This window comes from Halalkalibacter wakoensis JCM 9140 (assembly GCF_000513095.1).
GTDB classification, from domain to species: domain Bacteria; phylum Bacillota; class Bacilli; order Bacillales; family Bacillaceae_D; genus Halalkalibacter; species Halalkalibacter wakoensis.
Map to the genome: position 1 here is coordinate 1 of NZ_BAUT01000010.1, position 17949 is coordinate 17949.

The 17949-nt window shown below is 36.7% G+C and carries 16 protein-coding genes and 1 riboswitch; of the genes, 12 read left to right on the top strand and 4 right to left on the bottom strand.

Annotated features, from left to right (window positions below; all coding sequences use genetic code 11):
* Window positions 1–22: 22 nt before the first annotated feature.
* Entirely contained in the window at window positions 23–757 is a 735-nt protein-coding gene (locus JCM9140_RS06185; RefSeq protein ID WP_034743830.1) for a polyphosphate kinase 2 family protein, read from the bottom strand.
* A gap of 257 nt (window positions 758–1014) precedes the next feature.
* Between JCM9140_RS06185 and asnB the strand changes: the two genes are divergently transcribed.
* The 8 genes from asnB to JCM9140_RS06225 all read left to right on the top strand — a co-directional run bounded on the left by asnB (window position 1015) and on the right by JCM9140_RS06225 (window position 11391).
* Window positions 1015–2862: an asparagine synthase (glutamine-hydrolyzing) gene (asnB, locus tag JCM9140_RS06190; protein WP_034743833.1), complete on the top strand. Its 1848-nt coding sequence runs from the start codon at window positions 1015–1017 to the stop codon at window positions 2860–2862.
* A 191-nt stretch (window positions 2863–3053) separates the two neighbouring features.
* The gene (locus tag JCM9140_RS06195) at window positions 3054–4055 is read left to right on the top strand and encodes a DUF3231 family protein (RefSeq protein WP_034743837.1); all 1002 of its coding nucleotides are present in this window, start codon (window positions 3054–3056) and stop codon (window positions 4053–4055) included.
* A gap of 250 nt (window positions 4056–4305) precedes the next feature.
* On the top strand, window positions 4306–5913 hold the full coding sequence (locus tag JCM9140_RS22370) for a GGDEF domain-containing response regulator (protein ID WP_052002097.1): 1608 nt from the start codon (window positions 4306–4308) through the stop codon (window positions 5911–5913).
* Window positions 5914–5925: 12 nt separating this feature from the next.
* Complete coding sequence (locus tag JCM9140_RS06205; RefSeq protein WP_034743840.1) at window positions 5926–6963, top strand: HEAT repeat domain-containing protein; 1038 nt, start codon at window positions 5926–5928, stop codon at window positions 6961–6963.
* Window positions 6960–8357: a glycosyltransferase family 2 protein gene (locus tag JCM9140_RS06210; RefSeq protein WP_034743843.1), complete on the top strand. Its 1398-nt coding sequence runs from the start codon at window positions 6960–6962 to the stop codon at window positions 8355–8357. The genes JCM9140_RS06205 and JCM9140_RS06210 overlap by 4 nt, the downstream gene beginning before the upstream one ends.
* A gap of 15 nt (window positions 8358–8372) precedes the next feature.
* On the top strand, window positions 8373–8741 hold the full coding sequence (locus JCM9140_RS06215) for a response regulator transcription factor (RefSeq protein WP_034743846.1): 369 nt from the start codon (window positions 8373–8375) through the stop codon (window positions 8739–8741).
* 185 nt (window positions 8742–8926) lie between these two features.
* On the top strand, window positions 8927–10411 hold the full coding sequence (locus JCM9140_RS06220) for a methyl-accepting chemotaxis protein (RefSeq protein ID WP_034743849.1): 1485 nt from the start codon (window positions 8927–8929) through the stop codon (window positions 10409–10411).
* Between the two features lie 239 nt (window positions 10412–10650).
* Window positions 10651–11391, top strand: a complete 741-nt coding sequence (locus JCM9140_RS06225; protein WP_034743854.1) for an SDR family NAD(P)-dependent oxidoreductase — start codon at window positions 10651–10653, stop codon at window positions 11389–11391.
* A gap of 61 nt (window positions 11392–11452) precedes the next feature.
* Here JCM9140_RS06225 and JCM9140_RS06230 read toward each other — a convergent pair whose 3' ends face one another.
* From JCM9140_RS06230 to sda, 3 genes are all read right to left on the bottom strand, one after another.
* Entirely contained in the window at window positions 11453–12973 is a 1521-nt protein-coding gene (locus JCM9140_RS06230) for a SulP family inorganic anion transporter (RefSeq protein ID WP_034743858.1), read from the bottom strand.
* A gap of 20 nt (window positions 12974–12993) precedes the next feature.
* Window positions 12994–13590: a xanthine phosphoribosyltransferase gene (locus JCM9140_RS06235; protein ID WP_034743861.1), complete on the bottom strand. Its 597-nt coding sequence runs from the start codon at window positions 13588–13590 to the stop codon at window positions 12994–12996.
* Window positions 13591–13671: 81 nt separating this feature from the next.
* Window positions 13672–13773, bottom strand: a riboswitch (purine riboswitch).
* A gap of 358 nt (window positions 13774–14131) precedes the next feature.
* Window positions 14132–14281, bottom strand: a complete 150-nt coding sequence (sda, locus tag JCM9140_RS25150) for a sporulation histidine kinase inhibitor Sda (RefSeq protein ID WP_081727589.1) — start codon at window positions 14279–14281, stop codon at window positions 14132–14134.
* 510 nt (window positions 14282–14791) lie between these two features.
* Between sda and JCM9140_RS06240 the strand changes: the two genes are divergently transcribed.
* The 4 genes from JCM9140_RS06240 (at window position 14792) to JCM9140_RS06255 (ending at window position 17949) form a co-directional block, all read left to right on the top strand.
* The gene (locus JCM9140_RS06240) at window positions 14792–15301 is read left to right on the top strand and encodes a PTS sugar transporter subunit IIA (protein ID WP_034743864.1); all 510 of its coding nucleotides are present in this window, start codon (window positions 14792–14794) and stop codon (window positions 15299–15301) included.
* Window positions 15302–15316: 15 nt separating this feature from the next.
* Entirely contained in the window at window positions 15317–16162 is an 846-nt protein-coding gene (locus tag JCM9140_RS06245) for a PRD domain-containing protein (protein ID WP_034743867.1), read from the top strand.
* Between the two features lie 4 nt (window positions 16163–16166).
* Window positions 16167–17108: a carbohydrate kinase family protein gene (locus tag JCM9140_RS06250; RefSeq protein WP_156314812.1), complete on the top strand. Its 942-nt coding sequence runs from the start codon at window positions 16167–16169 to the stop codon at window positions 17106–17108.
* Window positions 17109–17427: 319 nt separating this feature from the next.
* A complete protein-coding gene (locus JCM9140_RS06255; protein WP_034743873.1) occupies window positions 17428–17949 on the top strand; it encodes a DUF8052 family protein in 522 nt (173 codons plus the stop codon).

Sequence of the window (17949 nt, forward strand, 5' to 3'; positions counted from 1 at the left end):
AAAGCTCCCTTTCAAGTCGACCTTATCGCCCTTTTGTTGGTTTATTTTCTTTTACATGCTGTTTCCATTCAGCTGCGATTGTTTCGATTACTGTAACTCTTGCAGACTTTTTATCGTTGCTATTAATGATATGCCATTTTGCATGATTTGTATTTGTTTTTTCCATCATCTCTTTAACGGCTTCCTCATATTCGTCCCATTTTTCTCGGTTTCGCCAATCTTCGTCTGTTAATTTCCACTTTTTAAAAGGATCTTCAGCTCTAGCTTGAAAGCGAGAAAGCTGTTCATCTTTTGATATGTCCAACCAAAACTTCATAATAATATGGCCATCATCAGCAAGCATTTTTTCGGTGTGATTAATCTCTTCATAGGCTCTTTTCCATTCAGCCTTAGTTGCAAAAGATTCAACACGTTCAACTAGTACCCGACCATACCATGAGCGATCAAAAATCGTCATGGCTCCTTTTTTCGGGAGGTTTTTCCAAAAGCGCCTCATATAATGATAGTGTAATTCATGTTCATCAGGAGCTGAAATTCCATGTACCGAATATCCGCGTGGGTCCAGGCGTTCGGTTACTCGTTTAATGGTGCCCCCTTTTCCTGCAGCATCCCATCCTTCAAAAATAAGAATAATAGGCAGTTGAAGTTCATAAAGTTCATGTTGTAACTGTAAAAGCTCTAACTGACTTTTCTTTAATGCCTTTTTGTACTGTTTTTTGGTTTCAAACCTTTGGGTGGAATGATTTGATTGTCGCAACTAAACGAAACCCCTTTCGAGTCTTAATGAGTATAGTCTGCTTATTGAGTGAGAATATATTTTTTTTTTCATTCGTATGAATGAAGGATACAAAAACATGACGCTATATAGAAAAAGAAAAATTAAGCACATCTGCCTAAGTTGTTGAATAAGATAGCTTATGGGTATAAGCCTGAAGTGGGCCACGAGAAGAGAAAAAGAACTCACCTGCAGAAAAAGAGTCTGTAGAAAACTTCCCAAAAGGGGCTGATGTATACATGTGTGGAATTACAGGGTGGATTGATTGGAGACAAGATTTACGAAAAGAATCAAAACAAATCCATACGATGGCCGAGACGTTAAATCGTCGCGGACCTGATGATTTAAATGTGTGGACTTCACCACATGCAGCTTTCGGGCATGCACGTTTAGTAGTCGTTGACCCAGAGAATGGCGTTCAACCGATGAGTCGTACTTATAAAAACAAAACGTACACGATGGTTTACAACGGTGAGTTATACAATACCGAGGACATACGCAAGGAACTACTTGCACGTGGGCATGATTTTAAAGGTCATTCTGATACAGAAGTACTGTTGAAATCCTATATAGAATGGGGACATCAATGCTTAGAGAAATTAAATGGGATCTTTGCATTTGCGATTTGGAATGACAAAGACGAAAGCCTTTTTATGGCAAGAGACCGTTTAGGGGTTAAACCATTATTTTATACGGTTCGAAATGGATGCTTGCTTTTTGGATCTGAGTTAAAAGCATTGCTTGCGCATCGAGATATTGAACCTGTTGTAAAGACAGAAGGGCTTGCTGAAATTATGGGTCTTGCCCCTTCAAGAACACCTGGGCATGGTGTGTATGATAACATAAATGAGCTTCGTCCTGCGCATATGCTTATTTATGATCGAAATGGAGCAAAGGTTAGTCGCTATTGGACATTGAAGAGCAAAAAGCATGAACATAATGTCGAAGAAACGGCTGAACATGTTCGATATTTATTGGAAGATACGGTTGAACGTCAACTATTTGCGGATGTTCCAGTAGGAATGTTTCTTTCAGGTGGAGTTGATTCAAGTGCATTAACAGCTCTTGCTGCTAAAGTATACGAGAAGCAAGGAAAAGGACCGATAAAGAGCTATTCCATTGATTATGATGAGAATGACAAATATTTCAAAGCCAATGATTTTCAACCTAACTCAGATGCTCCGTGGGTAAAAGTCGTTTCCGATGCCTTAGGGACGGAACATCACAACAAAGTGATTTCAATAGATGAGTTAGCCAACCGTTTGAAAGAAGCGGTCGATGTACGTGATTTACCTGGTATGGCGGATATTGATTCATCCTTGATTTGGTTCTGTCATGAAATCAAACAGGATGTGACGGTTGGTTTGTCAGGTGAGTGTGCCGATGAGATCTTCGGAGGATATCCATGGTTTCATAAACCGGAAGTGATGAATATCGATGGTTTCCCATGGATGCGTTCAATTGAAGAACGAGAAAATTTACTAAACGATAATTGGAAACAAAAGTTAGACTTGAAACAATATGTTTATAATCGCTATAAAGAAACGATTCAAGAAACACCTCGCTTTGATGGAGATACACCTGAGGAAGCCAGACGTCGGGAAATTTCCTATCTTAATATTATCTGGTTTATGACCAATCTCCTTGATCGTAAAGATCGAATGAGTATGGGAGCAAGTTTAGAAGTGCGAGTTCCTTTTTCAGATCACAGACTTATTGAATATGTCTGGAATATCCCTTGGGAGATGAAGCGACTAGATGGTCGGGAAAAAGGGATCCTTCGAAAAGCTTTAGAAGGGACACTTCCTCATGATGTCCTATATCGAAAGAAGAGTCCCTATCCCAAAACACACCATCCAAAATATACGGCAGCTGTACAGAAGGGGATGCAAGACATCTTAGCTCAAAAGGATGCACCTATCTTTGAGTTCATCAATAAGGATGCTTTAAAAGAAATTGCTGACTCTGGCGGTTTCCCAACAGGTCAGCCATATTTTGGTCAGTTAATGGCAGGACCTCAACTGCTTGCTCATTTTATTCAAATGGATTATTGGTTGAACAAATATAATGTAAAGATTAAAGAATAAAGAATAAAGAATAAAAAATAAAGAATAAAGAATAACGACTAGTAAAAGGGGCTTGGATTTTCCAAGCTCCTTTTTCTTGGGGGAAAATTAAATAGATAAACGAAACGAACTAATGAAAAAAGCTTAGTAAATGGGATGATTATCTTCTAGAAAGGGCAAAGTAACAACAGCAAATTTATGGAGGGTAGATAATGACATTAGAACCGAAAATAACATCATCTGAGTTAGGAACGCTCTGGATGACATATCAACAAAAAACGATGCTATATTCCATGCTGCAATATTTTATTGCAAAAGCAGAAAATCCAGAATCAAAAGAAATTATGTCGAACTTAGCAAATGGAATGGACACATACATCAAGAGGATGAAGGCGATCTTTCAGGAAGAAGGAGCTGTTGTTCCAGAAGGATATAGTGAAAAAGATGTTCACATTGATGCTCCAACACTATATGAGAATTATTTTGATATTCATTTCACAAGAGTCATGAAAGCTGTAAGCATGGGGATGCATACGCTACATCTTGGAATGGTATATAGGAAAGATCTTTTGACCTTAACTCAAGAATTAACCTCAATAACTCAGCAATATTTTATTAAGTGCACTAACTACTTGATAGAGAAAGGTGTATTAGTAAGGCCGCCACACGTAACCATGCCAACTGAAATTGAATTTGCAACGAAGCAAGATTATTTGAAAGGCATTAAATTTGGAGAAAAGCGTTCTCTTACAACAGTTGAAGTCGCTCATCTTTATCATGCGATCGAAAACAATGTAATTGGGCTGAACTTGATGAAAGGCTTTGCGCAAACCGCACAAAACGATGATATAAAAAAATATTTTACGAGAGGAATAAAGTTGTCAAAGCAGCTTATTGAGAATTTCAGCAAGGTGTTAACGAAAGGAGACATTCAAGTTCCATCGATTGAAGGTGGAACTGTGACGACTTCTGTTGTTCCACCCTTTTCCGATAAAATGATGATGTATTGTACAAGCTTATTATGCAGTTTTTCGTTAGGTAGTAATGCATTTGGGACGTCATTTAGTTTAAGAAACGATATTCCGCCTGTTGTCATGCTAGGTGCGAAGGATATATTTGATTTTGCGACAGATGGGGCTAAATTATTAGTTAAGCATGGTTGGATGGAAGAGGCGCCCAAAATGGAAGATAGAAAGAACTTGATAAACAAGTAACAAAACGAGGTGTCTCGAGTACATTTTTTAATGAATTGTTCGAGACATCTTATTTCTCTAATAAACGTAGCATTTCCTCAATAGGTGGTCCTTTTCTTCTCTATTCTCTTTAAATATGAATTTAATCAATTTGGAAAAAAATTGTCACCTGTTTTCTTATTTATTTTTATAAAATTCGTCGAAAAATCTGATTTATGAACTATAATGGTCATAACGTATATGTCAAAGCAATTGGTTAAAGGAGACTGTAATGGAACGGTATCAATCTAAATTTCTTGAACGAATGAATGAAACGATTACGAAGTGGAAAGAAGAAGGTGTTGTTTCACAAACGGCAGTAATACGCTTTTTTCATTCAGTAGTTGGAACAGGTGCTACAATTGGTTTGCAGGAATTTGCTGATTCTGCAAAAGAACATCTTCAATACGTAAAGAATCAAGAAAGAGATCATTGGACATTTAAAGAATTAGAACCTATGCTTGCTCAATTTCACAATGATGTGGATCACCAAGAGGCTAAAATGAATGAGGCGATTGATAGTGAAGAGGAAGAAAATGAATTTAAACCTCTTATCTTACTCATTGATGATGACCATGATTTTGTCGATTTTACAAAAAGAATGTTAGAAGAAGACGGATATGTCGTGCTAGCAGCCCTAACAGCTGAAAAAGGGATGCAATTATATATGAACCAACGCCCGGACTGTGTCATAGTTGATTATATTATTCCTGGTGTTGAATCTTTTCACTTATTAGACCAATTGCTTGGACGTGCAAGAAATAAATTTATACCAGTTGTGATGGTAAGTGCTGAAGCGGACCGAGCAATAGAAAAAGAAGCTTATCGAAAAGGGGTAACGGACTATTTTACGAAGCCACTTGAAAAAGAAGATTTTCTTATCCGCTTAAAAAATCGTCTGGACTATCGGAGTCTTATTCAAAGATCAGTTATGATTGATGAATTAACCGGTGCGTTTTCTAGGCGTTTTCTAGAAATTGAAGCAAAGCGTTTAATTGAGACGTTCAATCGTTATGATGAAATGTTCTCCGTTGCAATGGTAGATTTGGATCATTTTAAACAAGTAAACGATCGTTATGGACATCAAGTTGGAGACAAAGTGTTACAATCATTTGTTTCATTTTTAAACAAGTCGAAAAGAAAGTTAGATATGGTTTTTCGTTTAGGTGGAGAAGAATTTCTCATTTTGTTCCCACACACTTCAAAAGATCAAGCTCTTCTTACGATAAACCGGTTTTTAGAAGAGTTTCATAAGCTTGTCTTCAAAGAAGGAAATGATTCTTTTCAAATGTCCTTTTCTGCAGGATTAACGGAAATGAAAAGAACTGTCCAAACAATACAACCCTTAATGGAAGAGGCCGATCAAGCATTATATGAAGCCAAAGGAAATGGGCGTAATCAAGTGGCGATCTATGATTCACATTCTGTTAAGAAGTTTCATAGTCAAGTTCACGTTTATGTTGTGGATGATGATCCTATTATTCGTCAAGTGTTAACGGATAATATTCAGACGATAAAGGTTGATGGGATAAGAATCAATACGACGAGTTACCGCGAAGGGGAATCATTTCTACAATCTGATTGGTATAAACCTCGTGAAAGACATATCATTATACTTGATCGAATTATGCCAAGAATAGACGGGCTTGAATTGGTTGGTAAAATTCGTGAAAAATATCCAGAAGGTAAAGTCGTTATCTTAATGTTAACAGGGAGAAACAACGAGAAAGAAATCATTAGAGCACTTGATATGGGTGCAGATGATTACGTAACAAAACCGTTTAAGTTAGATGAATTGCTGGCAAGAATCAAAAGGTTGATTCATCGAACTTTCACTTAAGGAGTCAAAAAAATGGCGTATGTTTTTTTATTAATTGTCGGATTGTTAGTTATCAATCTCGTACTGCTCCTTTACTTGCTATTTCAGAAACAAATTGCTCAACAACATGCAAGAAAAAAAGAAGCCCTTACAGTAGAACTGATAAAGGTAGTTGAAGATGTTGCGAGGGGACGAATAGAGGATATTCCTCTAAAATACAAACGAACTTCCCTGTTTTATAGTGTTCTTGAAGAAACGATCAGTCACTATTTACAAATATTTAATGATGAACAAGCGAAAAAGCATCTTAAAGTGTTATGTCAGAGTGAATTTACTTCGATCTATAGAAAAAGACTAAAAAGTGGTGTATGGAGTGAAAGGATGAATGCTCTTTACTATACTGAAGAATTTGAGATGACGTCATTAAAGAACGAAATATGGAACTATTTTCAAACAAACCGTGCGTCAATCGAAGAGAAGTATCAAATGATTCGCACATTAGCAAAACTAAATGATAAAAGAATTGTTGAGCAAGTTAAGAAATCACCGAATTGGCCTACCTTTCTATTGAAGGAATGTTTTCGAAGATTTGAAATTTCGATGCTTATGTATTTGATGAAAAACCACTTGGAAGAATTAAATGAGAATGTTCAATTGGCTCTTCTTGATATTGCCATGGAGACAAAAGAACAGTCATTTTTGCCTTTCTTTGATCAGCTTCTTTTTTCTGAATTTCAGGAAGTGAGAGTTCGAGCATTAAAGGCAATTTCAGAGTACGAACATACATCAAAAGAGGAAGAACTAACCATCTTTCATCAGTCAGAATTTTGGGTTGAAAGAATGATGTTTGCTAGAGTGGCAGGGCAATTAAAAAGAAAACGATATAGTTCCGCTCTTGTCACCTTATTATCAGATGAAAGTTGGTGGGTACGCCAAGCAGCTGCAGAAGCGCTTGCTAATTATGAAGATGGGTTGCTCATTTTAGAGTATGTTTATGAGACGAGTGATGATCCATTTGCTCGGGATACTGCTTATCAATGGTTAGGAGAGGCGGTAGGAGAGATAAAATGAATGTAATTGATTTTTTTGGCTGGCTTATTTTTCTTTATATGATAGGTGCTTCGGTCTTTTACTTTGTCTTGTTTTTACTTTCGGCCATTACGTTACGAAGAGAGCGTGGACTAAATCAAAAAGTGCCGTATGATGATTTATTAGTAAGTAGAGATACGAAACCAATTTCCATTCTTGTTCCAGCTTTCAATGAAGAAGCCGGCGTTGTTAGTAGTGTTAGATCGTTACTGAGTATGAATTATCCTGAATACGAAATCATTGTAATTAATGATGGCTCAACGGATGAGACTCTTACAAAGATGATTAACGCTTATAAGATGGAACCAGTTACAATGACGGTGCGAAAACAAGTTCTTTCTAAAGAGATAATTGGGATTTATCGTTCGACTTTATTTGAGAACCTTGTCGTTGTCGATAAGCTTAATGGAGGAAAAGCAGACGCGTTAAATGCAGGAATTAACACATCTCGCTTCCCATATGTATGTTCACTTGATGGAGATTCAATGCTTGAACCAGATGCGTTGTTGAAAGCAATGAAACCTATCATTGACTCAAATGAACAAGTCATTGCTACTGGTGGAAGTGTAAGAATCGCAAACGGATGCAGAATTGAAAAAGGAGAAGTGATGAATGTAAACTTGCCTCGTAATCCAATTGTAACGCTACAAATTATTGAATACTTACGCGCGTTCTTAATTGGAAGAGTAAGTTTAAGCAAACATAATTTACTTTTAATCATATCCGGTGCCTTTGGTGTATTCAATAAGGGATGGGTCGTAAAGGCTGGAGGGTATAAGCAGGACACCGTCGGAGAAGACATGGAGTTAGTCGTGAGGCTCCACAAAGTCCTAGCTGAAGAAAAGTCTAATAAGCAAATACGTTATATTCCAGATCCGGTTTGTTGGACGGAAGCGCCTGATTCATTAGCGATTTTGAGAAGGCAACGTACTCGCTGGCAACGAGGCCTTTTTGAGACACTACGAACACATTACAAGATGCTTTTAAACCCAAAGTATAAAAAAGTTGGATTTATTTCCATGCCGTATTTTGTTCTTATAGAGTTACTAGGGGCTGTAATCGAAGGGTTGGCCTACCTTTATATTATTTTAGGGTTATTATTTTCTTTTATTCCTATTGAATTAAGTGTCATGCTACTTGTCGTGACATGGTTTTATGGAAGCTACATTTCAATGTGTGGTGTACTTTTAGAAGAGTGGAGCCTAAAAAGATATCCAAAAAAGAGACATCTGTTAACTCTCTTTTTTTATGCTAGTACAGAGATGTTTTGGTATCGCCCTCTCAACATTTGGTGGAGAATCCAAGGGTTATGGCAAGGAATTAGAAAACGTTCGGATTGGGGCGTTATGACAAGAAAAGGAATATCAAAGGAGTAGTTTGGGGGAGTATGTGTGAAAAGAATACTTGTTACGGACGATGAAGATGTTTTACGGATGTTAATTGTCGATACGTTAGAAGATGAGGGTTATGAAATTGATGAAGCTGGAGATGGGGAAGAGGCAATGGAAATGTATAATCAAAAGCAATACGATTTGCTTATTCTTGATTATATGATGCCAAATATGACAGGTTTAGAAGTTTTAAAAAAAATTAGAGAATCTGCTACTACAGCAACACACCAAAAAATTCTAATGCTAACAGCAAAAGGCCAGGCACAAGACAAGCAGGAGATGTTAGATAGTGGTGCAGATTCTATTTTAATTAAACCGTTTAGCCCAATTGAACTTATTGATCTTGTAAATGATCTAGTAAAAAAATAACAAAATTATGCCCCTTCTTTACTTAGATGTGAGGGCATTGAAAAAGGTGAAATTCGACCTTTTTCAGTACCCTCCTTAGATGTACTAGAAGGGGCATAATTTTACTAGTTTTCGAGAAGCTTCGGTTATGTTATAGTAAAGAGAAAAAATATGAGTGAATAATCATTCATAAAGGGGTTGAGGCGATGCCGAGCAATGCGGAAATTTTCGTTGAGCGAAATAAATTACTTTCGAAACTAATTTGGTTTATGTTTTTTCTTGGGCTTGTTAGTAATTTTATTAGTGGGGTGTCTTTAGCGGGAATTCTTGCTTATAGTTTTACAGGGGTAACATTAGCTTTCATCATCACAATTATAAGCTTCAAAAAATGGATTCCATTATTTGTACCATATATCGTAGCGATCTCTTTTGGAATATTGACTTTTGTCATGGGAATGACTTCTCCAAAGTTATCAAATTATTTGATGGTTTACATAAGTTTAGCCATTATAAGTTTATATCATCATTATTTAGTCATTGCGTTATCTGGAGCTATTGGCCTTTTCCTTACCAATTATTTCTTTATTTTTTTAAATGAAACCATGTTTTCAGGTTTAGGAAACGATGTACTTGTTTCCTTAAATTTATTTGTTCTTCTATTAAGCAGCATCTTAATTTCGCAAGCTCGTATTGGTGAAAAGATGAAACAGTCTATAGCTGAACAGGCTGAACGAGCTATGAGTGGGAAGCAGCAAATTGAGCAACTATTATTAAAGGTTAAAAATACATCATCAGTTATTCAAAATGTTAGCAAGCACGTTCAACAAGATGTCGAGTCGACAAGCTCTGTTTCAATGCAACTCGTCCAAACGTTTCAAGAGGTGTCAAAAGGAGTAGAGCATCAAGCTGCAAGTATAACGGATATGAATGGACAAATGACGGAACAAGATTTAGCTGTAAGAGACGTGTCTCAACATGCAACTAGTATGAATCTATTTGCTTCTGAAAGTTTACTGGAAACGACAGAAAGCTATAATGGAATAAAGCAAGTATCGATAGAAATCACCCATTTACAAAAAATGGTTGAGGGCACGCATCGAGCCATGCAGGATTTAAAGGACCGTACGAACCAAATTGGAACAATCTTAACTTCGGTTGACACTATTTCCGAGCAAACAAACTTATTAGCTTTGAATGCGGCTATTGAAGCAGCAAGAGCAGGGGAGCATGGAAAAGGCTTTGCTGTTGTGGCAAGTGAAGTTCGGAAATTAGCTGTTGATTCGCAACAATCAACGAAAGAAATTGCAATTATTTTAAATCAAATAACAAAACGTACGGAAAACGTTGCAAATGAAATCTCAAAGAGTGATCATTCAATTAAAATAAGTAAAGTTAAAACCGAACAAACAGAAACGCAATTAGCTAATGTTCTTACAAAAGTAAATAGTGTTGTCACGTCTTCAACAGCCCTTGAGAAATTGGTTAAAAAATTAGAATCGTCATCACATACGATTACTTCTGAATTATCTTCTGTAGCTCACGTTACTGAGGAGTCAAGCGCAATGGTTGAAGAGGTGTTCGCTTCAGTCGAAGAACAAAATGATTACATTGTTGCCATGAGTCAACGATTTGCAGAGTTGGATAAGCTTAACACTGAGTTGTCAAAAATGATTGAAACAATGGAAACGTAATTTGCTAGTTTAGTGGGAAGTGAACGAATCTTTATTTATAGCATAGTGTATAGAGAAAGGTTAGATGTGGCCGAATCTATCCTTTCCCCCTAGGGTGAGAAAAACGACTTATGAGAGGATTTTCCTTTTAAAGTCGTTTTTTTTGTAATGAACAGAATGGCATTTTGTATGAACTAAAGGAATTTTAAGGTAGACTGTAGACATCTTATTCAAATTTTATGAAGAAAGAGGCGTTAGGAATGGACAAGCGAGTTGTCATCGTTACAGGAGCTGGACAAGGGATTGGCGCTGCGATAGCAAGAGCGTATGGAGCAAATGGAGATGTCGTAATAGTAACAGATATTGACGAAATGAAAGCAAAGGATGTTGCATCATTCATTTCAAATGAGGGAGGGGAGGCGTACCCAATCTTATGTGATGTAAGGAAAGAAGAACATATTATGGAGACGGTAAAACAGGTAGAGAAGGAATATGCAAAAATTGATGTGTTAATAAATAACGCTGGGTTATCTAAGTTTACGTCACCATTTGAACTAACAGTAGATCAGTGGGATGATATACAGCAAACAAATGTAAGAAGTGTTTTCTTATTTTCAAGAGAAGTAGCAAAGGTCATGAAAAAACAAAAAAAAGGATCTATCATCAACTTGGCTTCAACAAGAGCGGTGATGTCTGAACCTAATTCAGAAGCATATGCCGCTTCAAAAGGAGCGGTTGTGTCGTTAACTCACGCACTGGCTGCTTCTTTTCAAGAATACGGAATCCAAGTGAATGCCATTAGCCCGGGGTGGATTCATACAGGAAGTCAAAACGAACTAAGGCCGATTGATCATGAACAGCACTTTTCAAAACGTGTTGGAAATCCAGACGATATAGCGCAGGCATGTCTTTTTTTATCAGCTGAATCCAATAGTTTTATTAATGGAGAAAACATAACCATTGATGGAGGGATGACACGAAAAATGATCTATGAACATTAAAAAAGATTCCCTAGAAGGTTTATTGAACCTTTTGGGGAATCTCTAAAATAATAGCCTTACTTTAAGCTGATTTTTTCATTGTTGTTTCCTGTTTTGTTTCTTGTAATCTCGATCGTTGTGTCATTGCAGCATAACCGAAGAATACAGCAACTAAAAGATATCCGATAGCGAAATCAGGAGCTGCATTAATCGCTAAAGCAGGAGCATGCATGAAACCAACAAACGATAAGAAAGCAGCAATGCAAGAGAAGACTATTGCTTGTTTAAAGTTATGATCAATAATGGCAACTGTTATTGCGCCTAATAAGATGGCAGTGAACATGGCCCCTTGGCCAAGTGGAACAATTCCAGTCGAAATATTCGCGACTACTTCTCCCGCTGCATTATTAAAACGTGTCATGACATAATTAGCTAAATAAGGTAACATTGCAATCGCAACAGCAGGATAATACTTTCTATCATTTGATAAGAACGCTGTGCCGACCATTGACATCCCAACGAAAACTAAAATCGGGGCCACGGCAGCTAGTGGAATAATAGCGGATAATGCTGCAATAACTCCAGTCATTGCAGCTATTCCAAATACAATAGCATTTAAAATGCTATAACCTCTACCAGCACCCATTTGTTTTGAACCAACTGTCGCAATATAAACGGTTGTCGGGAATAAACCTCCGAAAAAGGCACCGATCATCGTACCAACTCCATCAACTGCTTGACATTCGCGAATGTCGTATGAATCTCCAGCAGCCGCCATCGCGTCAACATTGTTCATGGTTTCAATTGCATTATATAAAGTGATCGGAATAAGAACAGCTAAAATACCAATTAATGCCCCAAATAAATAGGTCATTCCTTCAAAAGCAGCAAACGTTGGTAAGATTGGGTAAAACCCAATGTTGGCTAGGCCTTCTGCAATTTGAGTAGGGGATTGGTAACCTAATGCAAAAGCTAGTATAGTTCCAGCCAATACAGCAAATAAAGAAGCGGGAATGCGAAAAGGCATGGCAATTTTAGCGACAATCCCAACTAATATAATTGCAAGGGAAACAAGTCCAACAACAGGGATTGAAAATGTGTTAAATAACATTTCACCAGCAACGAAAGTTAACGCAACCCCTGCAATTGCTCCAAGCATGGCAGCACGAGGTAAGCGGTCACGGACCCACTTTCCACTAAAGCTGACAAGCACTTCTACAAGACCACTTAACAACGCAGCAGCGACACCAATTTTCCAAGCAAGTTCAGGATCTCCTGTTAACGCATTCGCAGGAGCAAGAACACCAAATAGGAAGACAAACATTACAGGTGTGCTAATTCCATAAGAAAGAGCTGTTACATCGGTTCGGCCTTCTTTTTCTGCTAAGCGTTTTGCCATATAAGCGTAATACAAATTTCCTACCATTACAGCGACAGCTGCTCCAGGAATGACTTTACCGAAAACGATACTTGCTGGAAAGCCCAATCCTAACATTGTGACAGCAATGATAACAAAATTGGCTAAATTATTTTGAAATAAAGCAAAGAATGCATCCGTATCTTCTTTTTTATATAGGGGATAGTGAATGGTTTTCGTCCTCATGATGTTCTCTCCTCAAATTGTTAGTTGTTGTTTGTTGTTACTAATTCATCGACAAATGTTACATGTCCGTTTTCTAAAGAATGAATTCTGGCTAAAGATTCAATTCGATAACCTTTTTCTTCTATTAGTTTTCGTCCGTCCTGGAAAGACTTTTCAATAACAATGCCAAGTCCAGCTACAGTTGCACCTGCTTGTTCAACGATATCGATGAGTCCTAGTGCGGCTTGACCATTTGCTAAAAAGTCATCAATAATTAACACACGGTCTTCAGAAGTAAGAAAATCTTTAGAGACGGTAATGTCATTCGTTTCTCTTTTTGTAAAGGAATAGACTTTACTAACAAATACATTGTCATTCATCGTGAGAGATTTCTTTTTTCTTGCAAAAATTAGTGGAGCAGCAAGACGTGCTGAGGCCATGAAGCTAGGTGCAATACCTGAAGATTCAATGGTAAGTATTTTTGTAATCTCACTATCCTTAAATAAACGAGCGAATTCCTCTCCAACTGCACCCATCAACTCTACGTCCACTTGATGGTTTAAGAACGTATCCACTTTCAACACTTCATTAGATAGAACGTTCCCTTTTGTTCGAATCGCCTGTTTTAATCGTTCCATTTCTTTCACTCCTAATTTGTTCAAATAAAAAACCGGATATCTAGGTACTTTTCTACGAGTGACCTAGATATCCGGCAACAAAGCGGTAATCCGTGCACTCGTAGTCAAGCCATTTACGGTAGCCTGGTAGAGACTTTTGGGCCATATTCCCAATTTTATACGAGTTTCATATTTGATTGTTTGTGTACACGGGTAAGTATAGTAGAAAAAGTGAAAGAAAGGAAGAGTTTTTTTAAAAAAAGCGAATAAATAAACCGCATAATAAAAAATTCGTTCGTTTTTAAAGGAGGGGGTAAAAAAATAAAAGAGGAAGAGAAGTGAGAGAAAAAGTACTATTTCAATTTGGTGAAAGCTCGTCGCTCAGCGTATTCAAGACACTTTTCACATACAGATATGATCTCCTGACGATCATTTTTATACTTTTGCATAAATGGTGTAGTTGACCGGCAAAAAGCGCAAGGGGTTCTTTTAATAAGACTCAATATTTTCCTAAACAAAATAAATCACCTGACCTTAAATGTCTATGAGCTGAAAGTCAAAGTTAAACAATAAAATCCGTTTGGGTCTCATCAAATATGCCTCTCCTTATCAATTCTGTTTTTAAGAGAGAAATGAATTCAGTATCTAAGTTTAGTTTTACCGATTGTTCATAAGCCTCAAGAATGAATAAATTGTCTAATTGACTGAGCATTTTGACCTTCCTTTACGACATATTTTTTACCAATTACTAAAAAAGATCATACCTTATAATCATTCTTTTGCATAGTCATTATGTCTGAATTTATAACAATCATAATCAGCTTTTGACAAATTTCAAACGGTTTCACCAATTTGATGTAGAACTTTGTACTTATTGAAAAACAAAGGGGAATGGGAAATTGCTTTCTTTATATTAAAATCCATTCCATCCTTTATTCTGCTAACTCCATTTTAGAGTATGAGTTAACAAGTAAGAAGGTGAAAATGGACTCTTTTAGAACCTCTAATGCAAACTTCTTACTATCATATATTGAGCTTTATTCTTTGTTTAGTCTAATACAATTGACAGCGTTTTATAGTCATATTAAAATTGAACTAAGTTAATAGGCAAGCTTGTTACTGTTCTATTCAGGCAAGACTTAAAATTGTAGAGGTGGAGAATCCCCCTCTGTGTTTTTAGGTCTTTTTTTTATGTATAAATGTAGTGAAAAAGGAGAATTTTATGTTAAAGAAATTGTTCGGTTTAGGAAAAAAAGAAGAAAAGAATGGACAAACACAAGAAGTGATTTTCGCTCCTATTTCAGGTGAACTGGTACCTCTTGAAAATGTTCCAGATCCAATGTTTGCACAAAAGATGATGGGAGATGGTTTTGCAATTGAACCATCCGAAGGGGTAGCATTAGCGCCTGTTAGTGGGCGTGTAATTCAAGTATTCCCAACAAAGCATGCGATTGGATTAAAAACGGATAGTGGAATTGAAATTTTGTTACATATTGGCCTTGATACAGTTAATATGAAAGGAGACGGATTTACTTCACATGTAAAGGAAGGCGATTACGTTCAAGTTGGTGATCTCTTAGTTGAGTTTGACCTTGAATTGGTTAAGGCTAATGCAACAAGCACCATTACCCCTATTGTTATTACAAATATGGATGCAGTAAAGGATCTACATAAAGAGACTGGACTAGAAACAGTTGCTGGACAGACTCTTCTCTTAACCTTAAAACTGTAACAGGGAGTTACAAACATGAAAATTAACAGGTTGTTAAATAACAATGTCGTTGTTGTGAAAGAAGGAGAAGAAGAAATTATTGTTATGGGTTCGGGTATTGCTTTTGGGAAACGGAAAAACGATATTATCTCTCCAGACAAAATTGAAAAAGTTTTTGTGATGAAAGATAAAGTGGAATATGAAAAATTCACACAAATTATTGATCAACTTCCAGAGGAACATATTGCACTGGCCGAAGAAATTATTACATATGCTGAAAAAGTATTGAAAACAAAATTGCATGAGCATGTCCATGTTGCGTTAACCGACCATGTATCATTCGCTATCGAACGGAAAAAGCAGGGTTTTCAATTAAAGAACAAATTGTTAAATGAGATTCGCGTTCTTTATTCTGCTGAATATGAAATCGGGTTATGGGCGCTCCAATTTATCAATGACAAGTTAGAGGTTCAATTACCAGAAGATGAAGCGGGACATATCGCTTTGCATCTTCATACGGCAAAATTGAATACGTACACAATGGATGAAACCGTTAGTACAACCGTATTGGTCAATGAATTAATTCAGAAAATCGAATCTAAGCTCGGTGTAAAAGTAGAAGAAGATTCAATCTCATATCAGCGTTTAATGACCCATTTAAACTTTGCTTTAAGACGAGTATCAGAAGGAAAACCTTTTGACGATGTTGATCATGATATGAATGAACTCGTTAAAGAAAAGCACAAGTCGGCTTACAATACGGCAGTAGAGTTAGGACATTACTTATTAGAATCATACGAGTATGTTCTTCCTCCATCTGAATTAGTTTATTTAACATTACACATACAACGCATTCAACGAAATAATGGAGAAGAGGTATAAGGATATGAATGGGATTATTTGTTTAGGTGAAGCGTTAATTGATTTTATTCCTCTTGATGCAGAGAACACGACATACCAAAAAAGCCCGGGAGGAGCACCTGCTAATGTAGCTGTAGCAGTTGCAAAACTAGGAGCCAAGTCAAGTTTCTTAGGGAAAGTCGGTAATGATGTATTAGGGAAGTTCATGAAAGAAACATTACAAAGTCATGAAGTTGATACAACTCAAATGACGTTAACTGACGAAGCGCGTACGGGAGTCGTTTTTGTTACGTTAGATAAAACAGGTGAGCGCAATTTTAGTTTTTATATCGATCCTAGTGCAGATCGCTTTTTAACGAGTGAGGATATTGATGAGCCTTGGCTTAAACAGTACAAAGTTCTACATTTTGGATCAATCTCGATGATTAGTGAACCAAGTAAATCAGCTACAGTACATGCTGTACAAAAAGCAAAAGAAAATGGGTTAATTATTTCCTATGATCCGAACTTACGTTTAAGCTTATGGCCTTCTGATGATCAAGCGAGAGAGACCATTTTTTCTATGATGAACAAGGCTGATGTTGTGAAAATTTCGGATGAGGAATTGGAATTCTTAACAGGTGAAACAGAATTAGAGGCTGGTATTTCTACGTTAGCTAAATACGACATTCCTGTACTTCTTATTACGTATGGTGCAAAAGGAAGTTATGTACATATAAATGGTGAAACGGCTTATGTACCTGCTATGAAAGTAGAAACAGTCGATACAACGGGAGCTGGAGATGCTTTTGTGTCCGGGATTCTTTATAATATCAATGAAGAAAAAACGATTGATTTGACAATGGCACGCTGGAAAGAGATTCTAACATTTGCATCGGTATCAGGAGCACTTGCTGCATCGAAAAGGGGAGCAATGACCGCTCTCCCGACGTTGAAAGATGTAAAAAACAAACTAGAACATTTGTAATTCGAGTGAAAAGCTACAGTTGGTGAATCCTCCTTCTGTAGCTTTTTGATGTATAACAAAAGAAATAGGACCTATTTAATGATTTTTTTGGAAAATCAAGCAAAAATAGTTGTATCTTGCTTGTATTTATGTATAATGAGATTAGTTTAAAGAATTATGTGAATATTTCTACTAAAGTGCTTGACAGTAGAGAGCATATAAGGAGGAATGCGAGTGGAAGGAAGAGATGATTTATTAACGCATCAGGATTTAGAGATTTTTTAAGTTTAGATATCAGAATTTTCAAACTCAAATAAGAACTTGACTAGGTGGGATCGCGATGACTGAAACACATGTAGAAACGTTCATTAATGAAATGGCAAATCAATATACGGTTCAATTTAATGTATATCGTGATGAACGTATTGACGACATTCCGTTGGATTTCTATGCGGAGTTTCAGCGACGTGATGAAAAGTATTTAATGTCTAAATCAGTTAAAGTTTGGAGCGTAGAAACACAACAATATGCTTTTATAAAGCGAGTAGACAATTTGACAAAAGAAACAATTCAACAATTTGCACAAGCAATAGATCGCAATATTCCAAACTTTGTACCTGGAAAACAAGAGCATATGTCTACCTATTTTATTGGAGTGCTTGTGACGACTAATTCTGTCAATGAAGAGCTTCAAAATTACGTGAAGAAAGCAAGAAAAATTCAGTTTTTGAAATATGGCTGGCATGGCTGGGCTGATCGTTATATAGCAATTGTAAGTCTTAATGATAAAAAAGCCTATGTAAACAAAAAAGGCAAAGAATTTGTGACAGCGTTTGAGGACGCTCTTAAGAAGGGGGAATAG